20 protein-coding genes and 1 tRNA gene are annotated in these 22,935 nt (G+C 65.4%); 3 read left to right on the forward strand and 18 right to left on the reverse strand.

The genetic code is table 11. From position 1 onward, the window contains the following. Positions 1-83 precede the first annotated feature (83 nt). From minC to map, 3 genes are all read right to left on the reverse strand, one after another. A complete protein-coding gene (gene minC / locus D1Y85_RS01165; protein WP_124149190.1) occupies positions 84-920 on the reverse strand; it encodes a septum site-determining protein MinC in 837 nt (278 codons plus the stop codon). Positions 921-1,150: 230 nt separating this feature from the next. After that, the gene (locus D1Y85_RS01170; RefSeq protein ID WP_124149191.1) at positions 1,151-1,681 is read right to left on the reverse strand and encodes a GNAT family N-acetyltransferase; all 531 of its coding nucleotides are present in this window, start codon (positions 1,679-1,681) and stop codon (positions 1,151-1,153) included. A 154-nt stretch (positions 1,682-1,835) separates the two neighbouring features. Beyond that, positions 1,836-2,621, reverse strand: a complete 786-nt coding sequence (gene map / locus D1Y85_RS01175; protein WP_124149192.1) for a type I methionyl aminopeptidase — start codon at positions 2,619-2,621, stop codon at positions 1,836-1,838. A 200-nt stretch (positions 2,622-2,821) separates the two neighbouring features. Here map and D1Y85_RS01180 point away from each other — a divergent pair, with 200 nt between their 5' ends. Beyond that, entirely contained in the window at positions 2,822-3,589 is a 768-nt protein-coding gene (locus D1Y85_RS01180) for a glycosyltransferase family 2 protein (protein ID WP_124149193.1), read from the forward strand. Positions 3,590-3,698: 109 nt separating this feature from the next. Here the strand turns inward: D1Y85_RS01180 and D1Y85_RS01185 are convergent. The 3 genes from D1Y85_RS01185 to D1Y85_RS01195 form a co-directional block, all read right to left on the reverse strand. Further along, positions 3,699-3,788 (reverse strand) — tRNA-Ser (locus D1Y85_RS01185). A gap of 195 nt (positions 3,789-3,983) precedes the next feature. Further along, positions 3,984-5,276, reverse strand: coding sequence for a serine--tRNA ligase (serS, locus tag D1Y85_RS01190; protein WP_124149194.1), 1,293 nt, complete (start codon positions 5,274-5,276; stop codon positions 3,984-3,986). A gap of 114 nt (positions 5,277-5,390) precedes the next feature. Continuing rightward, the gene (locus tag D1Y85_RS01195) at positions 5,391-6,731 is read right to left on the reverse strand and encodes a replication-associated recombination protein A (protein WP_124149195.1); all 1,341 of its coding nucleotides are present in this window, start codon (positions 6,729-6,731) and stop codon (positions 5,391-5,393) included. A gap of 412 nt (positions 6,732-7,143) precedes the next feature. On the opposite strand from D1Y85_RS01195, the gene cytX reads away from it, so the two are divergent. Beyond that, positions 7,144-8,460 (forward strand): putative hydroxymethylpyrimidine transporter CytX, encoded by a 1,317-nt coding sequence (cytX, locus tag D1Y85_RS01200; protein ID WP_124149196.1) that lies wholly within the window; start codon positions 7,144-7,146, stop codon positions 8,458-8,460. Positions 8,461-8,598: 138 nt separating this feature from the next. Here the strand turns inward: cytX and bioB are convergent, their stop codons facing one another. The 11 genes from bioB to D1Y85_RS01255 form a co-directional block, all read right to left on the reverse strand. Beyond that, positions 8,599-9,639: a biotin synthase BioB gene (gene bioB / locus D1Y85_RS01205; RefSeq protein WP_124149197.1), complete on the reverse strand. Its 1,041-nt coding sequence runs from the start codon at positions 9,637-9,639 to the stop codon at positions 8,599-8,601. Positions 9,640-9,667: 28 nt separating this feature from the next. Beyond that, positions 9,668-10,402 carry a dethiobiotin synthase gene (gene bioD / locus D1Y85_RS01210; protein ID WP_124149198.1) on the reverse strand — a complete coding sequence of 245 codons (735 nt, stop codon included), beginning with the start codon at positions 10,400-10,402 and terminating at the stop codon, positions 9,668-9,670. After that, positions 10,399-11,595, reverse strand: coding sequence for an 8-amino-7-oxononanoate synthase (gene bioF, locus D1Y85_RS01215; protein ID WP_124149199.1), 1,197 nt, complete (start codon positions 11,593-11,595; stop codon positions 10,399-10,401). Before bioF ends, bioD begins: the two co-directional genes overlap by 4 nt. Further along, a complete protein-coding gene (gene bioA, locus D1Y85_RS01220; protein WP_124149200.1) occupies positions 11,595-12,950 on the reverse strand; it encodes an adenosylmethionine--8-amino-7-oxononanoate transaminase in 1,356 nt (451 codons plus the stop codon). Before bioA ends, bioF begins: the two co-directional genes overlap by 1 nt. 369 nt (positions 12,951-13,319) lie before the next feature. Beyond that, on the reverse strand, positions 13,320-14,699 hold the full coding sequence (locus D1Y85_RS01225) for a dienelactone hydrolase family protein (protein WP_124149201.1): 1,380 nt from the start codon (positions 14,697-14,699) through the stop codon (positions 13,320-13,322). A gap of 556 nt (positions 14,700-15,255) precedes the next feature. Then, positions 15,256-15,708, reverse strand: coding sequence for a YchJ family protein (locus D1Y85_RS01230; RefSeq protein ID WP_124149202.1), 453 nt, complete (start codon positions 15,706-15,708; stop codon positions 15,256-15,258). Between the two features lie 117 nt (positions 15,709-15,825). Further along, complete coding sequence (locus tag D1Y85_RS01235) at positions 15,826-16,503, reverse strand: SDR family oxidoreductase (RefSeq protein WP_124149203.1); 678 nt, start codon at positions 16,501-16,503, stop codon at positions 15,826-15,828. A 69-nt stretch (positions 16,504-16,572) separates the two neighbouring features. Continuing rightward, complete coding sequence (locus D1Y85_RS01240; protein ID WP_124149204.1) at positions 16,573-17,766, reverse strand: acetyl-CoA C-acetyltransferase; 1,194 nt, start codon at positions 17,764-17,766, stop codon at positions 16,573-16,575. Then, positions 17,759-18,526 (reverse strand): carbonate dehydratase, encoded by a 768-nt coding sequence (gene can, locus D1Y85_RS01245; protein WP_124149205.1) that lies wholly within the window; start codon positions 18,524-18,526, stop codon positions 17,759-17,761. The genes D1Y85_RS01240 and can overlap by 8 nt, the downstream gene beginning before the upstream one ends. Before the next feature lie 28 nt (positions 18,527-18,554). Then, a complete protein-coding gene (gene aceK / locus D1Y85_RS01250) occupies positions 18,555-20,360 on the reverse strand; it encodes a bifunctional isocitrate dehydrogenase kinase/phosphatase (RefSeq protein ID WP_124149206.1) in 1,806 nt (601 codons plus the stop codon). 98 nt (positions 20,361-20,458) lie between these two features. Next, positions 20,459-20,875 (reverse strand): MerR family transcriptional regulator, encoded by a 417-nt coding sequence (locus D1Y85_RS01255; RefSeq protein WP_124149207.1) that lies wholly within the window; start codon positions 20,873-20,875, stop codon positions 20,459-20,461. Between the two features lie 197 nt (positions 20,876-21,072). Between D1Y85_RS01255 and D1Y85_RS01260 the strand changes: the two genes are divergently transcribed. Beyond that, on the forward strand, positions 21,073-22,143 hold the full coding sequence (locus tag D1Y85_RS01260; protein ID WP_124149208.1) for an MBL fold metallo-hydrolase: 1,071 nt from the start codon (positions 21,073-21,075) through the stop codon (positions 22,141-22,143). 94 nt (positions 22,144-22,237) lie between these two features. Here D1Y85_RS01260 and lolA read toward each other — a convergent pair whose 3' ends face one another. Continuing rightward, on the reverse strand, positions 22,238-22,903 hold the full coding sequence (gene lolA / locus D1Y85_RS01265; protein ID WP_246024749.1) for an outer membrane lipoprotein chaperone LolA: 666 nt from the start codon (positions 22,901-22,903) through the stop codon (positions 22,238-22,240). Positions 22,904-22,935 lie beyond the last annotated feature (32 nt).

Raw genomic sequence — 22,935 nt, forward strand, 5'->3', positions numbered from 1 at the left:
TCAGAATCTTCAGTTTGGTCCCACCGCGTGCCACCCAGGCGCTTCTCTCTACTGCACGCTGCTCGAAGCAGCCGGGCGGCGCGTCAGGTGAGCCTCAACGGTTCGATCAACAGCTTTTCGTCATCCAGGCGGATCTGCACCGGCTTGCCGGCCACGTCCGCGGTCAACGGGACTTCAGTGGTCCGGTAAATGCCCGCGATCGAAATCAGTTCCGCCTCAAGACATGTACAGAAAATGCGCGCGTCGTGATTGCCGTGCACGCCCGCGAGCGCACGGCCGCGCAGCGGCGCGTAGATGTGAATGTTGCCTTCGGCGATCACTTCCGCCCCGTTCGAGACGAGACCCAGCACGACCAGGTCGCCCTTCGCATAGATGCGCTGACCCGAGCGCAGCGGACGATCGATCACGAGCGTCGGCTCCGCGCGCGTACCGGGCGCCGCGGTATCGGCGGCCGCGAGCGCGGCATCGGCGTCGGATTCGCTTTGGGTGGAAAAGAGTTCGGGCTGCGCGAGCGCAACGGGTGTGCCCTGTGCGTCGGGCGCCGCGGCGACCGGCTCGGCATCAGGCGCGTCCTCCGCTGCGGACTTCGCACTCGCGCTGCGGCGGTCGCGGGCTTCAAGGAACGGCAGCCCTGCTTCTGCGGCCCAGCTGTGCTGCGCGGCCTGTGCGACTATGCCGACCGGACGCATGCTCACGCTTTCGAGCAGGCGCGCGATCTCGCCGACTGCAACCTGCTCGCCGTCGCCCAGTCTGCGAACGTCGATAGCGACGGTATCGTTCGCGAAAAATTCGGGCGTGGCCTCGAAGCGCCGAGTGAGTTCGGCGCGCATGGCATCCAGCTCCGTAGTCTTGACCACGAACAGAAGCGTATCGACGGAACCGCTCTTCAGTTCAAAATATGGCGATTTCTTGGGCGACATGGCGTTCGACGAAAAATTTTGCGTATTTTACAGGCGTCGACGCGCGCGGCCATTATTTTTAGCGGCTAACTCACGCGATGACAAAGCGAATGCGCTGCATCGCGCGCCTGACGGACGTGGGCGACCCGCGAATTGCCGGTGATCAGGTCGAATGGGGAGCGATGGCCTCGCGCTGCAGAGCGCATCGAGACGCCGCGCGAGCGTGAGGTGACGTCAATGTGTCAGCGCGGTCATGCGCTGCGCACGCTGCTCGCAACGTCGCGTACGAGCAGTGTTTCCCACTGTTCGGGCGAATGTTTGCTGGGGACGTGCTCGCCGGTCGCGGCGAAGCCGAGGCGCTCGTAGAAGCGCATGGCCGTAGTGTTGTTGTCGGGGATCCACGCGAAGATCTGCGCGGCGCCCTCGGAGACGAGCCAGCCGATCGCGGCGTTCAGGAGCAGTTCGCCGCCGCGCAGATGCCGCACCGCCGGCGCAACCCACAGTGCCGAAACGAACGCGCGGTGTGACGGCTCGGCCTCGAAGCTCGCGCCGATGAGCCCGGCGGGATGACCCTCGGTGTACAGGATGAACGAGGCACAGGTGTGCGAGTCCGCGTGTCGGGCTGCCGCAGCATCGAAAAAGGCCGCATCGGCCCGGAGGGTGTCTTCGAGCGTGGTATCACCGAAAGCGTAAGGCGCATCGCGCAACGACGCAGTTCGTAGCTCCTGGAGCACGGAACCCTGATCGGCAACGGTACGGCGAACGGTCAGTGACGGACTCATGCAGTCGTAAACCCCTATAAAGCATCAACGCGTAGCTTTAACCGAACGCGCGCGCGAGTCAAATGCTTATTTCATAAAAATGTCAGATCGTCGCGCCGGCGCTTCACACCGGCCCCGACGCGCACGCGGCACTTTACAGCCGGCCACCGAGCAGTCATGGCGCTTCGTAGTCACCCGTGCCGTCCGGCCAGGGCGTCAGCAGTTCGTAGCCGTCGTCGGTGACGGCGACCATGTGCTCCCACTGCGCCGACAACGAGCGGTCCTTCGTCACCACCGTCCACCCGTCGCGCAGCACAGCGGTGCCGGCACGGCCCGCGTTGACCATCGGCTCGATCGTGAAGACCATGCCAGGCTTCAGGCGCAGGCCCTGCCCCGGCTGGCCGTAGTGCAGCACCTGCGGCTCCTCGTGATAGACCTTGCCGATGCCGTGGCCGCAGTACTCGCGCACGATGGAAAAGCCGTCAGCCTGCGCTCGCCGCTGGATCGCATGCCCGATGTCACCGAGCGTCGCGCCCGGTTTCACCAGGCGGATGCCGGCAAGCATCGCCTCGTAGGTAGTGTCGACGAGCTGGCGGCCAACCGTGCTCGGCGTGCCGACCGTGTACATGCGGCTCGTGTCCCCGAAGTAGCCATCCTTGATGACCGCGACGTCGATGTTGATGATGTCGCCGTCCTTGAGGATCTCGTTCCGGTTCGGGATGCCGTGGCACACCACCTGGTTGACCGAGGCGCAGATCGTCTTCGGAAAACCCAGATAGCCCACGTTCGCGGGCACGGCCTTGAGCGTATCGACGATGAAATCGTGGCAGATCGCGTCGAGTTCATCGGTGGAGACGCCAGCCTTGACGTGTTCTCCGATCATGGCGAGCACCTCGGCGGCGAGGCGACCGGCAATGCGCAGACGTTCGATGTCGGCAGCGGACTTGTAGGTAATAGCCATCTGTGGAGCGAAACACGTGCGAGTGCGCCAATGGCGCCCAACGCAAAAATTCAAAGGAGTGATTGTACCGGGCAGAGCGCCGCGCGCCGACCCAGATTCACTATCGCAGGCGTCGCGCTTTAAGAAGCGTCTTATTGTCGGTCATCGAGGCCCGGTGCAGCATTAAGAAATATCTTACAACGCCGACGGAACACCGAACCATGCCGCTCCGTACCCAGCCGAACATCCTGATCGCGCTGCCAACCTACAACCACGCCGTCCACATCGATTTCGCGCTCGCGCTGGCCCGGACATTCCGCGCACTGACCGAGGCGGGCATGCGTTACGAGACGATCCATGCGGCTTCGTCGCACATCATCCGGGCCCGCAATTTCTTTGCGAATTATTTTCTGAGCCATGGCGAGTTCACGCATCTGCTGTTCCTCGACACGGACATGGAATTCTCGCACGAGGCGCCGCTACGCCTGATCGCGGGCGACAAGCCAGTGGCCGGCGTGGCGTATCCACATCGCCAGTTCGATCATGGTCGCGCGATCACGCAGGCCGACGTGGGGCTCTCGCTGCGGGACTGGCTGGAAAAGAACGTCGATTACACGGCGGCGCTTCAGACGAACGCGGCCGGCGACGGCTTCGTGAAGGACGGCTGGGCCGAAGTCCGCCACGTAGGCACAGGCCTCTTCCTGATCCGCCGTGACGCGCTCGAAGCCGTGGTACCGCTCACGCGGCTCTACCGTGCGCCGGCGCAGTATGCATCGCTGCTGCCGGACGGGCGTTTCTACGGATTCTTCGATACGGTTGCCGACCAGGGCGTCTATCTTTCCGAGGACCTGTCGTTCTGCCAGCGCGTGCGCGAAGCCGGCCTACCGGTGTGGGCGCTGATTGACGAGACGGTCGTGCATCACGGGTCGTCGGCGATTTCGGGGCAATACCTGCGCGCACTGCAAATGCGCGGTCATGTTGGTGGATAGTGCAAGCAAATCGCGAAGCGCAGGGTGAAGACCTGCGCTAACCGTGGACTTCGCAAGGGTAAAAGCAAAAACCCCTGCAGCCGTAAGGCATGCAGGGGTTTTTTGTATCTGGCGGAGAGGGTGGGATTCGAACCCACGGTACGCTTGAACGTACGCCTGATTTCGAGTCAGGTACAATCGACCACTCTGCCACCTCTCCGGGGTACTGCCAGTGCGGCTGCTCCGGAAATTTCCTTCCGTTCTCACCGCCCCACCAGTCTGGTCGTTGACTGGCGAAGCGAAGATTATAGAACAACCTGCCCAATTTTCCAAGCCGTCTTTCAAAAAAATTGGCGGACTGGAAAAACGGGACGGCGCACCGAGTTCGGTCAGGCACCCGCGTCAGGCACCCGCGTCAGACACCCGCTTCGAGGCGCGCAACTCCGCCCATGTACGGGCGCAGTACGTCCGGCACCGTCACCGAGCCGTCCGCTTCCTGATAGTTCTCCAGCACCGCAACGAGCGTGCGGCCCACCGCCAGCCCCGATCCGTTTAGCGTATGCACGAGTTCAGGCTTGCCCTGCGCATTGCGATAGCGCGCCTGCATGCGGCGCGCCTGGAACGACTCGGTGTTCGAGCAACTCGAAATTTCGCGATAGGTGTTCTGCGCAGGCAGCCACACTTCGAGGTCGTAAGTCTTCGCCGCCGAGAAGCCCATATCGCCCGTACACAGCGTGATCACGCGGTACGGCAGGCCGAGCTTCTGCAGGATCGTTTCAGCGTGACCCACCATCTGCTCGAGCGCTTCGTAAGAAGTTTCGGGCGCAACGATCTGCACCATCTCGACCTTGTCGAACTGGTGCTGGCGAATCATGCCGCGCGTGTCGCGGCCATACGAGCCCGCCTCCGAGCGGAAGCACGGCGAATGCGCCGTCAGTTTGATCGGCAGCGCGCTACCCTCGACGATGCTCTCGCGCACCGTATTCGTCAGCGATATTTCCGACGTCGAGATCAGGTATTGCGTGATCGTGTTCTCGCCGCCGCCCTTCTCCACGCGGAACATATCGTCGGCGAATTTGGGCAACTGGCCCGTGCCAAACAGGATTTCCGGATTGACGATGTACGGCGTGTACGCTTCCGTATAGCCGTGCTGCTGCGTGTGCGTGTCGAGCATGAACTGCGCGAGCGCCCGGTGCAGGCGCGCGATCTGGCCGCGCAGCAACGTGAAGCGCGCACCCGAGAGCTTCGCGCCCGTTTCGAAATCGAGGCCGAGCGGCGTGCCGACATCGACGTGATCCTTCACCGCGAAGTCGAACGCGCGCGGCGCGCCCCAGCGGCGCACTTCGACGTTGTCGTTTTCGTCGCGGCCGGCCGGCACGCTCTCGTGCGGCAGGTTCGGCACGCCAAGCAGCAGATCCGAAAGGCGGGTCTGGATCTCTTCGAGCTTCGCCGCCGACGCCTTCATCTCGTCGCCGATGCCGCCCACTTCCGCCATCACCGCCGACGTGTCCTCGCCACGGCCTTTCATCGCACCGATCTGCTTCGACAGGCTGTTGCGACGAGCCTGCAGTTCTTCGGTGCGGGTCTGGATGGCGCGGCGTTCCGCTTCGAGCGCGGAGAAGGCCGTGACGTCGAGGGTGTAGCCGCGGTCGGCGAGGCGCTTCGCGACGCCGTCGAGGTCTTTGCGCAGCAGCTGGATGTCGAGCATGGGAATGTGTGACGCAGTTACGTTGTGTGAACGGAGGATTTTAACGCACCGGCGGGCCGGTACCGTGGTGCGAGGCCATCACTGGCCGTCCGGCCAGGCCGGTCGGCCTGCGCTTCAGTCCTTGCGCTTCTTCTCGCGCGCCTCGTTCTGTTGATCCGGGTGAGCCTCGCGCCATTGCGCGTCGAGATCGGCAAGGCGTGCGAGCTTCTCCCCGATCTTTCCTTCGAGGCCGCGCGGCGTCGGCTGGTACCAGTGCGGCTCGCGCATGCCGTCCGGCACATAGGTTTCGCCGGCCGCGTAGGCATCGGGTTCGTCGTGGGCGTAGCGGTACTCGTGACCGTAGCCGAGCTCCTTCATCAGCTTCGTCGGCGCGTTGCGCAGGTGGATCGGCACCGCGCGCGACTGGTCCTTGCTGACAAAGCGCCGCGCCTCGTTGTACGCCATGTAGCCCGCGTTCGACTTCGGCGCGACGGCCAGATAGATGACCGCCTGCGCAAGCGCCAGCTCGCCCTCGGGCGAGCCGAGGCGCTCGTAGGTCTCGGCGGCGTCGAGCGTGATGCGTGCCGCGCGCGGATCGGCAAGACCGATGTCCTCCCACGCCATGCGCACAATGCGCCGCGCGAGATAACGCGGATCGGCACCGCCGTCGAGCATGCGGCAGAACCAGTACAGCGCGCCGTCCGGGTTGCTGCCGCGCACCGACTTGTGCAGGGCGCTGATCTGGTCGTAGAACGCGTCGCCGCCCTTGTCGAAGCGGCGCAGGTTTTCGGCGAGCGCACTGCCGAGCAGTGCCGCGTCGATTTCGGTGGTCTTCTGCTGCGCGGCCGCGCGCGCGACAATTTCGAGGTTGTTCAGCAGCTTGCGGCCGTCGCCGTCGGCGGAACCGATCAGCGCCTTCTTCGACTCGTCGGTGAAGGTGAGTCCGCCCAGTTCCTCACTTGCGCGCGCGAGCAGTTCGCCCTGCTCGTCGTCGTCGAGGCTCTTTAGCACGTAGACCGCCGCGCGCGAGAGCAGCGCGCTGTTTACCTCGAACGAAGGATTTTCGGTCGTCGCGCCGATGAACACGAACAGACCCGATTCGACGTGCGGCAGGAAGGCATCCTGCTGGCTCTTGTTGAAGCGATGGACTTCGTCGACGAACACGAGCGTCTGCTTGCCGCGCACGCGATGCAGTTGCGCGGTCTCGACGGCCTCGCGGATGTCCTTCACGCCCGAAAGCACCGCCGACAGCGCGATGAACTCGGCGTGGAACGCGTCGGCCATGAGGCGCGCGAGCGTGGTCTTGCCGACGCCGGGCGGCCCCCAGAGGATCATCGAATGGGCTTCACCGGATTCGAAGGCGACGCGCAGCGGCTTGTTCGGACCGAGCAGGTGTTTCTGGCCGATGACTTCGTCGATGGAGCGCGGTCGCAGCCGCTCGGCGAGCGGGACGTTGGCACGGGTTTCTTCAAACATGACGTTTTCGCGATAATGTCGGCTTTGGGACACGCTGCGGACAGTGCGGTGCCGGGCGCGCCGGAGAAGCGCGCTCGCACGCCGCTGACCGTAACGCCATGCCGGATGCAGTCGTGCATTATGACAGCGTGCGCGGCCTGGCGAGATGCGCAGGCCCGGATAGAGCGCGCGAACGCGGTGGCCGGACGCGCCGGGACGCTTGCGGGTGCAAATCGAAACACGATGCGCGAAGCGCACGAGGCACGCCCGCGATCCGGGGGACGGATCCGGCCCCGAGCGGGCGCAGCACTGCCCCCTGACCTCGCGGCAATTGCGCATGGCACGTGCCGAAGCACCGCCGTCACCCAGTCCGGCCAACAGCAGAACCGAATAAATCAATTACGATCGACGACACCAAAGGACAGTTTACGCAATGACCCAGGACTCGCAGGCCGGCGACACCGGCTCTACTTATGCCCCGCTCATGCCCGTGCCGGACGCGCGCCGCCAGTTCCGCACGGGGGACGCCTTTGCGCTGTGGTTCTCGCTCGGCATCGGGCTGCTCGTCGCGCAAGCCGGCGCGCTGCTCGTGCCCGGCCTCTCGCTGCCCGCCGCGCTCACGGCAATCGGCATCGGCAGCGTGATCGGCGTGGTGCTGCTCGCGCTCGCGGGCGTGATCGGCACCGATACAGGCCTCGCCGCGATGTCGTCGCTGCGTCCGACGCTCGGCGTGCGCGGCGCGTCGGTTCCGGCCGTCATCAACATGGTGCAGCTCGTCGGCTGGGGTTCGTTCGAGATCATCGTGATGCGCGATTCCGCCGATGCGCTCGCGAAGCAGGCCTTCGGCCTCTCGGTGCCGATTGTCTGGACGCTGCTGTTCGGCCTCTTCGCGACGCTGCTCGCCGTGAGCGGTCCGCTCTCTTTCGTGCGTCGATTCCTGCGGACGTATGGCATCTGGCTCCTGCTCGCGGGCGCCGCGTGGCTCACGTGGAACCTGCTCGTGCAGAAGGATCTGGGCGCGCTGATGCGTCGCCCAGGCACCGGCGACATGCCGTTCGGCAGCGCGATCGATCTCGTCGTCGCGATGCCGCTCTCGTGGCTGCCGCTCATCGCCGATTACACGCGCTTCGGCCGCCGCGCCGGCGAAACGTTCCAGGGCACACTGTTCGGCTATGGCATCGCCAACATGTGGTTCTATGCGCTCGGCGCGGTTTACGGCCTCGCGGCAGGTGGCGGCGATGCGCTGCTCACCACGGCGCTCGCGCAGGCGGGCGGCGGCTTCGCGCTCCTGCTCGTGCTGATCGACGAGATCGACAATGCCTTCGCCGACATTCACTCGGCCGCCGTCTCGACGGGCACGTTCTGGACGCGTGCAAGCGTGCCGACGCTCTCGGCGGGGTTCGGCGCACTGTGCACGCTGATCGGCGTCGTCGTGCCGATGGCGCGTTACGAGAACTTCCTGCTTCTCATCGGCTCGGTGTTCGCGCCGCTCTTCGGCGTCGTGCTCGCCGACCACTTCATCGTGCGACGCCGCCGCATCGAACCGCAGGCCCTCGCCGATCTGAACGGCGTCTACGGCTATCTGGGCGGCTGGCACGTGGGCGCGTTCGTCGCGTGGGCGATCGGCTTCGGCGCCTATCAGGCGCTCAACCAGTGGCTGCCGAATCTCGGCGCGACGCTGCCGTCGCTGGTGATCGGTGGCCTCTGCTACCTGTTGCTCGCAGCACGGCGTCGCGCGGCCTACGCGTAAGCGTACGGCCACGTCCGCGCGCGACTCTCTCGCGTAAATGGAAAAAACGCCGCGCAGCGATTGAATCGCTGCGCGGCGTTTTTTTTGGTATGGACGACGAACGCGAATCAAACGCTTCGCCCCCACATCGCGTTCACTTCATTCGCAATGGCCGCAGCCGCCTCGCTGCGCCGACTCCGACCCGCTCAACTGCTGCGCCGCCTCTGCGCGAATGCCGAGCCGCGCAAGCAGCTTGCGGTCCGCCTCGGCCTGCGGATTGCTCGTCGTGAGCAAGTGGTCGCCGTAAAAGATCGAGTTCCCACCGGCCATGAAGCACAGCGCCTGCAGCGCCTCATCCATCTGCTCGCGGCCGGCCGAGAGGCGCACCATCGCGCGCGGCATCGTGATGCGCGCGACGGCGATCGTGCGCACGAACTCGAACGGATCGAGCGCTTCCGTGCCTTCGAGCGGCGTGCCGTGCACCTGCACGAGATTGTTGATCGGCACGGACTCCGGATACGGCTCCATGTTCGCGAGCTGCGCGACGAGGCCCGCACGTTCGCGGCGCGACTCGCCCATGCCGACGATGCCGCCGCAGCACACGTTGATGCCCGCGTCGCGCACGTGCTCCAGCGTGTCGAGGCGATCCTGATACGTGCGCGTCGAGATGATCTGTCCGTAGAACTCCGGCGATGTGTCGAGATTGTGGTTGTAGTAGTCGAGCCCCGCGTCGGCCAGTGCCTGCGCCTGATGCGCCTCCAGCATGCCGAGCGTCATGCAGGATTCAAGGCCCATCGCCTTCACGCCGCGGATCATCTCCTTGATCGGCTCCAGATGGCGGTCCTTCGGATTGCGCCACGCCGCACCCATGCAAAAGCGAGTTGCGCCATTGTCCTTTGCGACTCGCGCGGCCTTGAGCACCGCGTCAACTTCCATCAGTTTTTCCGCATCGAGGCCCGTGTCGTAGTGCGACGACTGCGGGCAGTACGCGCAATCTTCTTCGCATCCGCCGGTCTTGATCGACAGAAGCGTCGAGAGCTGCACGGCGTTCGCGTCGAAATGCTCGCGATGCACCTGCTGGGCGCGGAAAAGCAGATCGTTGAACGGCAGGTCGTAGAGTGCGACGACGTCGGCGACGCGCCAGCGCGCGGCCGACTGCTGGGCCGGTTGACCGGCGTTTGCGAGGGTGGTTTGAGTCATGATGTCGGAGGTCCTTCGTGACGATGTTTTAGCAGGACGCGCCTGCGGGCGCGGCGGTACTCAGCCGCGCGAGCAGCGCGTCAATGTCGAGATGCGAGGCCGCTGCGTCGGCGCTCACGCCGCGCAAATGCGGCACTACGCCGATGAGCGGTGCACCGTATTGCGCCGCGAGACGCTCGCGCAGCGCATCGATGTTTTCTTCGGGGAACGTCATGGCCGGATCGATGCAGTTCGCGACCCAGCCCGCGATGAACAGTCCGCGCGCGGCGACCGCTTCGGCGGTGAGCAGCGCGTGGCTGATGCACCCGAGCCGCATCCCCACGACGAGCACCACGGGCAAGTCGAGCGCGACGGCGAGATCGGCGGTGTCGCGCGTTGCATCGAGCGGCACGCGAAAGCCGCCCACGCCTTCCACCACGACGACGTCCGCACGCTCGCGCGCCTGCCGGTAGCACGCGACGATGTGCCCGATATCGAGCGTCACACCTTCGAGCGCAGCGGCAATATGCGGCGCGGCGGGCTCCTTGAGCAGATAAGGCGTGCGCAGGTCCGACGGCAGCGGCACGCTCGCGGCGGCGTCGAGTTGATCGGCGTCGTCATTGTGCCAGGCGCCGTCGCGTTCGAATGCGCCCGCCGCAATCGGCTTCATGCCCGCAGCGCGCAGCCCCGCGCGTGCGAAGCCGCGCAGCAAGGCGGCGCTCACGAACGTCTTGCCGATTTCCGTATCGGTGCCGGTGACGAATAGTCCGAGCGGCGTGCTCATCGCGCGCGCTCCTGGGCCTCGCGGCTCACGCGCTGCAGCGACGTATTCAGACGTTCGATGTCGTCGTCGGAATGCGCCGCCGAAAGCGAGATGCGCAGCCGCGAAGTGCCTTCGGGCACGGTCGGTGGACGGATTGCCGGCACCCAGATGCCGTCGCGTTCAAGCGCAGCCTGGAGTGCGAGCGTCGCGTCGTTTGCACCGATCACGAGCGGCTGCACGGCCGTTTGCGAATCGACGGGCAGCCAGCAGGTCTCCTTGAGCATCGTGCGCGTTCGGGCGATCAGCTTGCGCAGATGCGCGCGTCGCGCGTCGCCCTCCTCGCTCGCGATGATCCGCAGGCTCGCGGACACGGCATGCGCAACAGCCGGCGCCGAAGCCGTCGTGAAGATATACGGACGCGCTCGCTGCACGAGCCATTCGCACACCGTCGCGTGCGCGGCGACGAACGCGCCCGCCACCCCGGCCGCCTTGCCGAGCGTCCCGACCATCACGAGATTGGGCGAGCGCAACGCGGCCTCGGCGAGCGCGCCACGCCCTTGCGGTCCAAGCACGCCGAAGCCGTGTGCATCGTCGACGATGAGCCACGCGTGGTGCCGCTCGGCGAGCTCGACGAGGCGCGGGAGCGGAGCCACATCGCCGTCCATGCTGAACACGGTGTCGGTGACGATGACCTTCGCGTCCGCGCCTGACGCTTCAAGCATGGCGCTCAATGCATCGGCGTCGGCGTGCGGATAGATCTGGATGTCCGCCCGCGAGAGGCGCGCCCCGTCGATCAGCGACGCGTGATTCAGCGAATCGGAAAAAAGCGTCGTGCCGCGCCCCGCGAGCGCGGTCACCACCGCGAGGTTCGCCATGTAACCGGTGCTGAAGTACAGCGCGCGAGCATCATCGACGAAACCGCCCACGAATTCCGCGAGATCGTCTTCGAGTTGCGCATGCGCGCGCGAATGCCCGCCGAGCAGGTGCGACCCGCCGCTGCCCGCGCCGTAGCGCTGCGCGCCCTCGGAGAGGGCAGCCACGAGTTGCGGATGCGCTGCAAGCCCCAGGTAGTCGTTGCTCGCGAAGCCGATCGTGTCGCGGCCGTCGACGCGCATGTGCGCGTCGCAGGGCGTGTCGATCGTGCGGCGGCGGCGACGCAAGCCGCGCGCGTCGAGTTCGCGCAAGTCTTGTTCGAGGGTGTCGATGAGTTGCATCAGAGGTCCTCCGCGACGACGGCCTCGAAGGTCTCGCGCGTCCGGTCGGCGAGCAGCGACTGCGTCGCTTCGTCGAGGATGTATGGCGGCATCACGTAGACCGTCGTGCCGATGGGCCGCAGCAGCAACTCGCGCTTGAGCGCATGTTCGAAGAAGCGGCGCGAGAATGTGGCCGCGCGCGATGCATCGTTGATCGCCGCGTCGAACGCGAGGATCGTGCCGCGCTGGCGCAGGTTGCGCACGAGCGGATGCGACGCGAGCGGCCCGAATGCCTCACGCAACCGCGCCGACTTGCGCGCGTTCACGGCCAGCACATCCCCCTGCTCGATCAGATCGAGCGTCGCGAGCGCCGCCCGGCACGCGAGCGGGTTGCCCGTGTACGAATGCGAATGGAGGAAACCGCGAGCCGTATCGTCGTCATAGAAGGCTTCGAAAATGGCATCGCGCGAGAGCACGATCGAAAGCGGCAGATAACCGCCGCTAATGCCCTTCGACAGCGTCAGCAGATCGGGCCAGATGCCTGCCTGCTCGCACGCGAAGAAGGTGCCCGTACGGCCGCAGCCCACGGCGATTTCGTCGGCGATCAGATGCACGCGATAGCGGTCGCACAACGCGCGCAAGCCCACGAGGTAAGCCGGATCATGCATCGCCATACCCGCCGCGCACTGCACGAGCGGTTCGACGATCAGCGCGGCAATGTGCGCGCCGCGGGCTTCGAAGAGCTTCTCGACGTCAGCCAGCGCGCGCTGCGCCACATCGGCAGCAGTTTCGCCGTCGCGCGCCTGGCGAGCATCGGGCGACGCAACCACATGCGCCCGATGGAGCAGCGGATCATAAGCATCCCTGAAAATCTTCACATCGGTCACGCCGAGCGCGCCGATCGTCTCGCCGTGATAGCTGTTCGCAAGGCAGACGAATTCACGCTTGCCGCTCTCGCCCTGATTGCGCCATGCGTGAAAGCTCATCTTCAGCGCGATTTCCACCGCCGATGCGCCATCCGAAGCAAAGAACGCATGACCGAGCGTGTGGCCCGTGAGCGCGCTCAGTCGCTCTGCGAGTTCGACCGCGCTTTCGTGCGTGCAGCCGGCGAGCATCACGTGCTCGAGCGTGTCGAGCTGCGCCTTGAGCGCTGCGTTGATCGACTCGTTCGCGTGACCAAACAGGTTCACCCACCACGAACTGATGGCGTCGAGATAGCGCCGACCGTCGTTGTCGTAGAGCCACGGGCCGGCGCCGCGCGCGACCGCGATGAGCGGAAAACGCTCGTGGTGCTTCATCTGGGTGCACGGATGCCAGACGGCGCGCAGGCTGCGCTCGACCCAATGGTCGCTGGCAGGGTTGGAATGCTGATTCAAAGACGACTCCCGGTACGACAGCGGGACCGAGATTAGCGCGAACGCCTGCGCAATGCACTACCCCGAAAATGGCTTCGCGAAGCGTTGCGGCGCGACGTTGGTCGGTGTTCGGAGCGGCAAGCGGCAGATCTTTAGCGAAGGCCTGAAATGAGCGTAGATAGCGACGACAAAGTGAACCGCGCTTGTGCAAAAAAATCTGTCGCGCCTGCGCGAAAAAGTGTGACGCCTGCTCAACAGCGTGATTGAGGACGCGCGAATCGACGCGATACACCTCACGCAACGTGGTCGTCGCGCGGCGTGCCAGCAAGCTGGAGAAAGGAAATCGAAGGAGGAAGGAAAGGCGCCGCGCGCAGGCGGCAGACGAAACGACTAGCGGCTCGCGAGTGCGTGGCGGTCGTTGTCGGCGGTAGCCACGGCGTCAGGCGTCGCGCCCGCGCTGGCATCGTTCCGGGCGGTGACCGTGGCGTCGTTGGACCACACCACGTTGCCGTTGACCGCGTAGAGGTGGCAGGCGTCGCTGCTGTGTTTCTGGCAGTTCGCGACCGCGACGGCCATCGGATTGTCGCCGCCCTCGGCCCACGACCACGCGCCCGAACCGGATACCGCGAAGGCGCGGCTCGGATACTGCTTGAGGAAGTTGCGATAACCGTCGCGGCCCGCCTGATCGAGGTACGGCACGGCGCTCACCGAGTCGATGGCGGCGAAGTCCGTGCCGTGCGGCGCGGCCGGTGCCGGCACACGGTACTCGACTGCGGTCGGCATGCCTTCGCGGGCAAGAAACGCTTCGACTTCCGGCCACCAGACCTGCACACCGTCACGATCGCCTACGAGGCGATGCGCGTCGTTCTTGTACGAGCCGTAGTCGACGAGCTTCGCGCCCGCAGCGGGCAGCGACTGGCCGGCCTGTGCAGTGCGGTACGCCGCGAACATGTTCGCGACGAGGCCCGGCGTCCACACGGAATCGTTGTCACCGTAGAGCCAGAGCGAGGCCACGCGTGCCTTGCCGCCATAGCCGCCGAAGGCCTGGGTCAGGTTGTCCTGCCAACCCGTGCAGGCGTCCTGGCGCAGGCCGCCCGAGAAGTTGATGAGCGCACGCACGCCGTGTGCGGCCTGGGTACCGTAGGCGATCGTCGCGAGGCCGCCGTGCGAAGTCCCCGCCACCGCGATGTGGTCCGCGTCGACATACGGTTGTTTCGACATGTAGTCGATCGTCGCGGCGACGTCGGCGGCCTGGCCGAGGCCGTTGCTCGCCACGTCACAGCCGTCCTGCTCGTAGGCGCCGCCCGAGCCCGCAAAGCCGCGGCGGTTCGGCGCGACGACCACGTAGCCCCGGCGCACGAATTCGCGCGCGAACGACACCGGGTCGCTGCGCGACTGGCTACGCGGGTCACCGAGGATCTTGCCGTGATTGAACACCACCATCGGGAACGGGCCGGGGCCGTCCGGGCGGTAGATCGTGGTTTCGAGCGTGACCGTGCCGTCGCCATCGACGGGAATGTAGATCACCTGCTCGTTCATGTTGGGACGCACAGCGGGCAGCCAGGCTTCGTCGAGAGCAAGACGGGCAACATTGGCGCTGCCGAGCGGGCCGGCCGGAACCGGTGCGGTGGTGTGCGTTGCGGCGGCGGCGCGAGCCGGCGTAGCCGACTGCGTGGCAGCCGGATCGGACAGCGATGCTGCATGCGCGACCGAAAGCAGACACACCGTGCCGGCCAAGGCCCATCCAGTAAGGAGCTTCCTGAACGCCATGCGCAAACCCACCTGCGAGAAACCTGATTGACTTCGTGCTACTCCGGTCGGCCCCGCTTCCGGCACAACGTAAGCCACGGGCGTGTCGCAAGACACGTGCCGGTGAAACCCACGATGGGGAAAAAGCCGATCAGAACACCGCTGCGGTGGCGCGATGCGGTTGTGCAACGACGCCTCCGGGACGCTCGGCATGCAGTGACCTACGCCTGAACCGGGGCGCTATCGAAGCAAAACCCTCGGTCGGCCAGGCCTGCACCGGACTCACAAGCTTTGCTTACATTCAACTTGCGCGACCGGCCGAACACCGCGATTGCATCGTCGCACAACAAAAGATCGTTACGCAATTGAGGGGTAACCCGGCATAACGCATGCCAGTGCGGTGTGAGCCCCACGGGGCCTGGCTCGTAGGCAAATCGAGTCTTTTTGCCGCTCCTGGGCGCTTTGTGCGCGGCCCACGGCGATCGGAAAAAATTACGTGAAATTAAGCACTTACGTGTGTAACACGAAGTACAGCATGCGCCGCGCGAGGCACTTTGCGTCCTCGCTGCGCACGGAGTCAGGCGTCGGTCACATCGCCGTCGACATAGCGCCAGCGGCCGTCCTCGCCGCGCGTAAAACGGCTCAGTTCATGGAGCCGTGAGGCGCGCCCGCCCGTCTTGTAGCGCGCGACGAACTCGACGACCGCATGAGCCGCGTCCGTCTGTTCATGACGCTTCACCGCGAGGCCGAGCCAACGCGGCGCATCCGGTGCCGAGGGTTGCACGTCGAGGTCCGGCGGGCAGGTTTGCGGCGCCCAGGTCGCGCGCAGCCAGGCCGTCTCACCGAGCACGTAAGCCGTGTAGCGCGAGCGCATCAGTTCGAGCGCCGTTTGTGGAAGCGCTCCCCCGTCGATGAAAGGGCCGCAGCAATCGGCATAGCGCGGCGGCTTCGCGGAAGTTTTCTGGTTGGGCGCGGCGCCGCCGCAAGGACAGTCGATGGGCCGGGCGGCCCGGGAAGTTTCAGCAGTCATCGGAGAAAAAATCCATTCGGGTGCCGTACGCGGATCCTCCGGACGGCACGCCCTGTCGCTATCTGGCAGAAAGACCGTGCCCGGCGGGTTGGTTCGCGATCAGCGCCGGGGGCAACGTCACCAGTCGAGTTCAGTACCGTCGTACTGGAAGAAGCGTCCGTTGAACACTTCGCGTGCCGCCGCCGCTTCCGCGATCACCTCGCGCATGGCCGTAACGCTGTGCGCCACGTCGATCGCCGCTTGAGGGCCGCCCATGTCGGTGCGCACCCAGCCGGGATGCAGCGCGATACAGGTGGCGCGACGCGTCTGCAGCGCGGTGATCTTGAGCACGTCGTTGAGCGCGGCCTTGCTCGCGCGATAGAGCCAGCCCGTCGTGCCCGTGGCCTGTGCGATGCTGCCCATGCGGCTCGACAGTACGCCGAGCACGCCGTTCGCCGCATCGACGCGCGGCAGCAGCGCCGGAATCAGTTGCATCGGGCCTCGCACGTTGGTCTGCATCACATGGTCGAAGTCCTCGGGCGTGATCGTCTCGACGCCCTCGGTGCGCGGGCCGTAGACGCCCGCCACGATGAGCGCCACATCGAGCCGCTCGGCTTCGAGCTTCCAGCCGAGCGCCGCGATCTCATCGGGACGCACGATGTCGAGCTGAAACGGCTGCGCGCCCAGCTCATGCAGTCCTTCGAGCGCAACGTTGCCGCGCGCCGTTGCGAGCACGCGCCAGCCCGCCTTCGCATATTGCCGCACAAACTCGCGCCCGATTCCGCGCGACGCACCCACGATCAACGCTGTTTTCATCTGGCCACCCTGGTGTCGGGCGCGCCGCCTCCTTGCGGCGCGTCTGTCGCGAGACTACCGCAATTAGCGTTACAGCAGTTCGATGCCCATCGCCGTCGCCTCGCCCCCGCCGATGCACAAGCTCGCGACGCCCCGCTTGCCGCCGCGCGCGCGCAGCGCGCCAAGCAGCGTGACGAGAATACGCGCGCCCGATGCGCCGATCGGATGACCGAGCGCGCACGCGCCGCCGTTCACGTTGACCTTCTCGTGCGGCAGGTCGTGCTCCTTCATGGCGGCCATTGTGACGACGGCAAACGCCTCGTTGATCTCGTAGAGATCGACGTCCGACGCGTGCCACCCGGTCTTCTCGTAGAGCTTCGCAATGGCGCCGACCGGCGCAGTCGTGAACTTCGACGGCTGCTGGGCAAACGTCGAATGACCGGTCACGCGCGCAAGCGGCGTCACGCCGAGCCGCAACGCCGTCGATTCGCGCATCAGCACAAGCGCCGCGGCACCGTCCGAGATCGACGACGAATTCGCCGCCGTCACCGTACCGGTCTTGCTGAACGCGGGCTTGAGCGTCGGGATTTTGTCGAGGTTGGCCTTGAACGGCTGCTCGTCGCGTGCGATGGTCGTTTCGCCCGCGCGCGAGGCCACCTTCACCGGCGCGATTTCCCACGCGAACGAACCGTCCTCGTTGGCGCGCTTCGCGCGCTTGAGCGACTCGATCGCAAACGCGTCCTGGCGCTCGCGCGAGAAGTCGTATTCGCCCGCGCATTCCTCGGCGAACGTACCCATCAGACGGCCCTTGTCATAGGCGTCTTCGAGACCGTCGAGGAACATGTGGTCGAGCACCTGGCCATGCCCCATGCGCATGCCCGCGCGCGCCTTCGGCAGCAGATACGGCGCGTTGCTCATGCTTTCCATGCCGCCCGCGACGATCACATCCACCGATCCCGCCAGCAGCATGTCGTGCGCGAACATGGCCGCGCGCATGCCCGAGCCGCACATCTTGTTGACGGTCGTGGCGCCCGCCGCGAGCGGCAGGCCCGCGCCAAGCGCCGCCTGGCGCGCGGGCGCCTGGCCCTGCCCCGCGGGCAGCACGCAGCCCATCACGACTTCCTCGATCTGCGCAGGCGTGAGGCCGGCGCGTTCGACCGCCGCCGCAATCGCAGCCGCGCCCAGTTGCGGCGCGCTCAGCGACGCGAAATCGCCCTGAAAACTCGCCATCGGCGTGCGAGCCGCCGAGACGATCACGATGGGGTCCTTCACTGTCTCACTCATGTTTGTGCTCCTTGATGACTCCCGCGATGACGGCCGGCACGTCGCCAAGACGCGCGGCGTCCTCGGCGAGCACGTCGTTGTCCGCCTGATGCGCGCCGTGCGCGGACACCGCCGCCACACACCGCGCATACGTATCGTGCAACTGGTCTTGCGCGCCAATCGTCATGCCGAGGTCGCGGATGCGCCCGTCGTGCACGCCGTACGCCCAGCCATGAACCGTGAGCGTCTGGCCGCGCGCCCACGCGTCGCCGACGATCGTCGTCCGGCACACGTTCACGACCTGCTCGATCGTGTTGAGTTCGACGAGACGGCGATGGCGCGCCTCGCCCATTGGCCACTCGTCGAGCAGTGCCGCGTGCTTCTCGCGCACGTCCTGCACATGCTGGAGCCAGTTGTCGGCAAGACCCACACGGGTGCCGTGCAGCGCCGCGCCGACGCCGGAGCAGCCGTAGTGCCCCACCACCATGATGTGCTTCACCTTCAGCAGATCGACAGCGAACTGGATCACCGAAAGGCAGTTGAGGTCCGTGTGCACGACGACGTTGGCGATGTTGCGATGGACGAACACCTCGCCCGGCGGCAGGCCGATGATCTCGTTCGCGGGCACACGCGAATCGGAGCAGCCGATCCACAGGTATTCGGGCGCCTGCTGATGCGCGAGACGCGAGAAGTAGCCGGGATCGGAGGCAAGGCGCGCGGTGACCCACTGGTCGTTGTTCTCGAACAGAGGGGCTAGCGGATGGTCAGGGGATGGGGCCATGTCGATTCAACTGGTTGATCCGCATGCGTCAAGCCGCGCGCGCCGCGGCGGTCGGGCTTTCCGGCGCGAAACTTTCGGGGTAGCGCACGCAAAAACGCATCGACGGATCGTAAGGAAAACAGTCCGGCACCTCACCTGCAATGAGACGCGCTTTGCTCTCTTGCCAGAGCGCCGGGTCGAAGAAATCGGGATGATACTCGAGGAAGTAGCGCTTGACGCGCGGGTCGCCCAGCAAGAACGTGCGATACGTCTCCGGGAAGATGTCGCGCGGGCCCACCGCGTACCACGGATCGCCAGATAGTTCGTCTTCCTCATTATTAGGCTGCGGCACGGCGCGCACGTTGCAATCGGTGAGGTACTCGATTTCGTCGTAGTCGTAAAACACCACGCGGCCGTGACGCGTCACGCCGAAGTTCTTGTACAGCATGTCGCCCGGAAAGATGTTCGCACGCATCAGGTCCTTGACTGCGTTGCCATATTCGCGGATGCCGTGCTCGACGTCCGCATCGCTGCCGTTTTGCAGCCACATATTGAGCGGCACCATGCGGCGCTCGATGTACACATGGCGGATCACGAGATTGTCGCCCTCGTACTCGATCATCGAGGGCGCAAGCTTCTCCAGTTCGCGCACGAGCGCGTCGTCGAGTCGCGCGACGGGCAGCGCGACGCTCGAATATTCGAGCGTGTCGGCGAGACGCCCCAGACGGTCGTGGCGCTTCACGAGCCGGTACTTCGCCTCGACCTCTTCGCGCGTGGTTTCCTTCGGCGCGGGAAAGGTGTCCTTGATGACCTTGAACACGTAAGGAAACGAAGGCAGCGTGAACACGATCATCACCATGCCGCGGATGCCGGGTGCGATGACGAACTGGTCCGACGAATGCGAAAGATGATGCAGCAGATCCCGATAGAAGAGGTTCTTGCCCTGCTTCTGCAGACCGAGCGACGTGTAAATCTCCCCCTTGGACTTGCGCGGCATGACCGTGCGCAGGAACTCGACGTAGGCCGACGGCACGTCCATATCGACCAGAAAATACGAGTGCGCGAAGCTGAACATGATGAGCAGTTGCTCGGAGCGCAACAGCACGGCGTCGAGCGCGAGGCAACCGCCCTCGACATGGCGGATAGGCAAGACGAACGGCGCAAGCACATCGCCATTGATGATGCGCCCGATGATGTACGCCGACTGGTTGCGAAAAAACAGCGACGACAGCACATGAATCTGGAAGTTGGTCTTCGGCTCGACTTCGCCGTAGGTGTCGAACATCGTGCGTATCACGCACTGGACGTCGCGCGTGAGGTCTTCGAAGGGCGTCTCCAGCTGGAAATTCGTGACGATGCGCTCGAGCGTCGCGGCAAGCCCGTCCTTGGCCGGGTAGTACGCGCGGTAAGTCGGCTTCGCCGCGGGCTCGTCGTTTTCGATGTATTCCGTCGAAATCGCGGGCCGCACGAAGATGAAATCGTTGTTGAAATACGAGCGGTGCAGGATCTTGCAGCACACCGAGTTGAAGAACGTCTCGGCGCACTCGGGCTGCCGGTGCGTTGTGAGCAAGCCGATGTAATGCAGCTTGATCTGCTGCCACACTTCACCGTCGATGCTTTCCGCGTCGTATTCGTCCTCCATCGCCACCACGCATTGCTCGACGCGCTCGTCATACGACGCGATGCGCTCGCGCGCGAGCCGCTGCAGGCCGTGCCAGTCCGCCGACTCGAAGAGCGCCCTCGCGCGCACTGCCGCGTCGCTGAAATTGCGGTAGTGACTGTCGAAGCCCTCGAGCATCGTCTGGGCGACGTCGAAGCCTATTTGCGAGGACAGCAGTTTCGGAAAGTGTTTCATCGCGGGATGGCCTGTGGTGCGTCGTGACGCGACTCCTTCGTTGAACCGGGACTTGAGCCGGACCTTCACTGCGGCTACTTCTGCGGCTACTTCCGCAGTTACTTCTTTACGTCGGCGGATTCAGCGTCGCGCGCGTCCGCCAGCGCCAGGAGTTCGCGCGCCTGCATCTCGTACTGCGCGAGATCTTCGAGCGTGGCGTCGAGATCCGCGCGCTGGCGCTCCAGGATCTCGCGGTGGCGCACCACCGTATCGAGAAACGCCTGCAACTGCGGGAGCGTGTCGGTGGGCGAATCGTACAGGTCGAGCAGCGTCCTGATCTCGGAGAGCGTGAAGCCGAGCCGCTTGCCCCGCAGCGTCAACCGCAACCGCGTGCGGTCGCGCCCTGAAAACACGCGCTTGAGGCCGCCCGCCCCTTCGCGGCTAGGCGCGACCAGGCCCTGGTCCTCGTAGAAACGGATTGCGCGCGGTGTCACGTCGAATTCGTGGGCGAGTTCGGTAATCGTGTACTGGGTCATGTGCGTAATGAGCGACGGGGCCGTGGCCGCCAGCGGAGCGGCGCATTGGGCGATAGAATCGACGTTTACGTTATCGTCAACCTGCCGGTTGCGCAACCTGCCCGCTCAGGAACCGTCTGCAGGATTGATGCGGTGCGGCGCCAATATCAGCGCGCAAGCACCGGCAACAGCCGACAAAAACGGAGAAAACACCCGCAATGAACGCCCTCGAACACCAGCTCGACTATCCCTACACTGACACCCTGCCGGAGCCGGGCCACACTCTCGACGTCGCGCCCGGCGTCAAATGGCTGCGCATGCCGATGCCGTTCGCGCTCGACCACATCAACCTGTGGCTGCTGCGCGACGAGATCGACGGCCAGGCGGGCTGGACCGTGGTCGATTGTGGCATCGCGAACGACACGATCAAGGCGCACTGGGAACAGGTGTTCGACACGGCGCTGGAAGGTCTGCCCGTGCTGCGCGTGCTGGTCACGCACTGCCACCCCGACCACATCGGCCTCGCCCACTGGATCTGCGAGGGCGGTGACAAGAAGCGCTGGAACGTGCGGCTGTGGACGACCCTCGGCGAATACATGAGCGCGCGCGTGATGTCGTCGGGCGACAGCTCGAACGCGGGAGGCGAAGGCGCAGCGCGTCATTTCGGGCGGCACGGCCTCGTCGATCAACAGTCGCAGGATTTGCTGCGCAACCGCGGCGGCTACTACACGAACCTCGTGCCCGCGCTACCGGCGCAATACCGCCGCCTGCGCGACGCCGACACCGTGACGATCGGCGGCCGCGCGTGGCGCGTCGTGACGGGCTTCGGCCACTCGCCCGAGCACTGCGCCCTCTTCTGCGAGGAAACCCGCGTGCTCCTGTCCGGTGACATGGTGCTGCCGCGCATCTCGACCAACGTCTCCGTGTTCGACGTGGAGCCGGAGGGCAATCCGCTCGGCCTGTACCTCAATTCGCTCGGGCGCTACGAGACCATGCCCGAGGACACGCTCGTGCTGCCCGCACACGGCAAGCCGTTCCGCGGCGTGCGCACGCGTATCGCGCAACTGCGTGCGCACCACGACGCGCGCCTCGCAGAAGTGATGGAGGCGTGCGCCGCCAGTCCGCGCAGCGCGGCCGACATCGTGCCGCTCATGTTCAAGCGCCAGCTCGACATCCACCAGACGACCTTTGCGATGGGCGAAGCGCTCGCGCATCTGAACTTGTTGTGGCTCGCGGGCAAGCTCAAGCGATCGACGGGTGCGGATGGTGTGATCCGATTCTCTGCCTGAGCGGCAACCTGATCCGCATTCGCGGCACAAAAAGCAAACGGGCGGCTCACAACGAGCCGCCCGTTCTACATGACAAGCAGCAAGCGCCGCCGCGTCAGTTTGCGCCGCCGGTCACGACATCGGCGCCGGGCGGCCTCACGAACTTGAACGCCGACGCGGGCATCGGCGGATTCTTCTGGATATTGGAGAACGTGAGCAGCGTCACATTGCCGAACACGTCGTGCAGTTCCATTGCTTCGAGATTGCCGTCGCGAAAGCCGATGCCGACGTTCTGGAATTGCGTGTCCTTCGACTTCGGAATGAGCTCAAGCCAGTCGATGCCATTCTTCACGCCCGCATCGCGCAGCGTGAAGTTCTTCTCGATATCGTTGCTGCCGAACAGGATCGCAGCCGGGCTCGCGCCGAGCGCGCCGCCAAGCTTGCGCTCGGTGACCTGATTCAGGTCCTTGTCGTAGACGAAGAGGGTTTCGCCGTCGGCCTGAAGCAGTTGTTGATACGGCTTCTCGTATTGCCAGATGAACTTGCCGGGCCGCGCGAACGCGAACGTGCCGCTCGAAGTCCTCGCGTTCAGCGTGGCCGTGGCGATCGCCTCGCTCGCGCTCTTCGCGCCCGGCGGCGCCTTCAGTTCGCGCTGCACGAACTCGCCGCGCGCCGAATGCACCTGCGCCACGAACTGCTTGAGCTGATCCGTGCCGCTCGCGAACGCGTGCGACGCCAACAGCACGGAAGTGCCGAGCGCGAGCGCCGCACGTACGCCCATCTGGACAAAACGGGTGGGAAGTCCTGCCTGGA

Source organism: Paraburkholderia dinghuensis (genome assembly GCF_003837865.1).
Taxonomy (GTDB): domain Bacteria; phylum Pseudomonadota; class Gammaproteobacteria; order Burkholderiales; family Burkholderiaceae; genus Paraburkholderia; species Paraburkholderia dinghuensis.

Excerpts from the sequence above, each read along its gene's own strand:
- minC (WP_124149190.1), bottom strand. The coding sequence starts at position 920 with ATGTCGCCCAAGAAATCGCCATATTTTGAACTGAAGAGCGGTTCCGTC.
- D1Y85_RS01170 (WP_124149191.1), bottom strand. The coding sequence starts at position 1,681 with ATGAGTCCGTCACTGACCGTTCGCCGTACCGTTGCCGATCAGGGTTCC.
- map (WP_124149192.1), bottom strand. The coding sequence starts at position 2,621 with ATGGCTATTACCTACAAGTCCGCTGCCGACATCGAACGTCTGCGCATT.
- D1Y85_RS01180 (WP_124149193.1), top strand. The coding sequence starts at position 2,822 with ATGCCGCTCCGTACCCAGCCGAACATCCTGATCGCGCTGCCAACCTAC.
- serS (WP_124149194.1), bottom strand. The coding sequence starts at position 5,276 with ATGCTCGACATCCAGCTGCTGCGCAAAGACCTCGACGGCGTCGCGAAG.
- D1Y85_RS01195 (WP_124149195.1), bottom strand. The coding sequence starts at position 6,731 with ATGTTTGAAGAAACCCGTGCCAACGTCCCGCTCGCCGAGCGGCTGCGA.
- cytX (WP_124149196.1), top strand. The coding sequence starts at position 7,144 with ATGACCCAGGACTCGCAGGCCGGCGACACCGGCTCTACTTATGCCCCG.
- bioB (WP_124149197.1), bottom strand. The coding sequence starts at position 9,639 with ATGACTCAAACCACCCTCGCAAACGCCGGTCAACCGGCCCAGCAGTCG.
- bioD (WP_124149198.1), bottom strand. The coding sequence starts at position 10,402 with ATGAGCACGCCGCTCGGACTATTCGTCACCGGCACCGATACGGAAATC.
- bioF (WP_124149199.1), bottom strand. The coding sequence starts at position 11,595 with ATGCAACTCATCGACACCCTCGAACAAGACTTGCGCGAACTCGACGCG.
- D1Y85_RS01225 (WP_124149201.1), bottom strand. The coding sequence starts at position 14,699 with ATGGCGTTCAGGAAGCTCCTTACTGGATGGGCCTTGGCCGGCACGGTG.
- D1Y85_RS01230 (WP_124149202.1), bottom strand. The coding sequence starts at position 15,708 with ATGACTGCTGAAACTTCCCGGGCCGCCCGGCCCATCGACTGTCCTTGC.
- D1Y85_RS01235 (WP_124149203.1), bottom strand. The coding sequence starts at position 16,503 with ATGAAAACAGCGTTGATCGTGGGTGCGTCGCGCGGAATCGGGCGCGAG.
- D1Y85_RS01240 (WP_124149204.1), bottom strand. The coding sequence starts at position 17,766 with ATGAGTGAGACAGTGAAGGACCCCATCGTGATCGTCTCGGCGGCTCGC.
- can (WP_124149205.1), bottom strand. The coding sequence starts at position 18,526 with ATGGCCCCATCCCCTGACCATCCGCTAGCCCCTCTGTTCGAGAACAAC.
- aceK (WP_124149206.1), bottom strand. The coding sequence starts at position 20,360 with ATGAAACACTTTCCGAAACTGCTGTCCTCGCAAATAGGCTTCGACGTC.
- D1Y85_RS01255 (WP_124149207.1), bottom strand. The coding sequence starts at position 20,875 with ATGACCCAGTACACGATTACCGAACTCGCCCACGAATTCGACGTGACA.
- D1Y85_RS01260 (WP_124149208.1), top strand. The coding sequence starts at position 21,073 with ATGAACGCCCTCGAACACCAGCTCGACTATCCCTACACTGACACCCTG.
- lolA (WP_246024749.1), bottom strand. The coding sequence starts at position 22,903 with ATGGGCGTACGTGCGGCGCTCGCGCTCGGCACTTCCGTGCTGTTGGCG.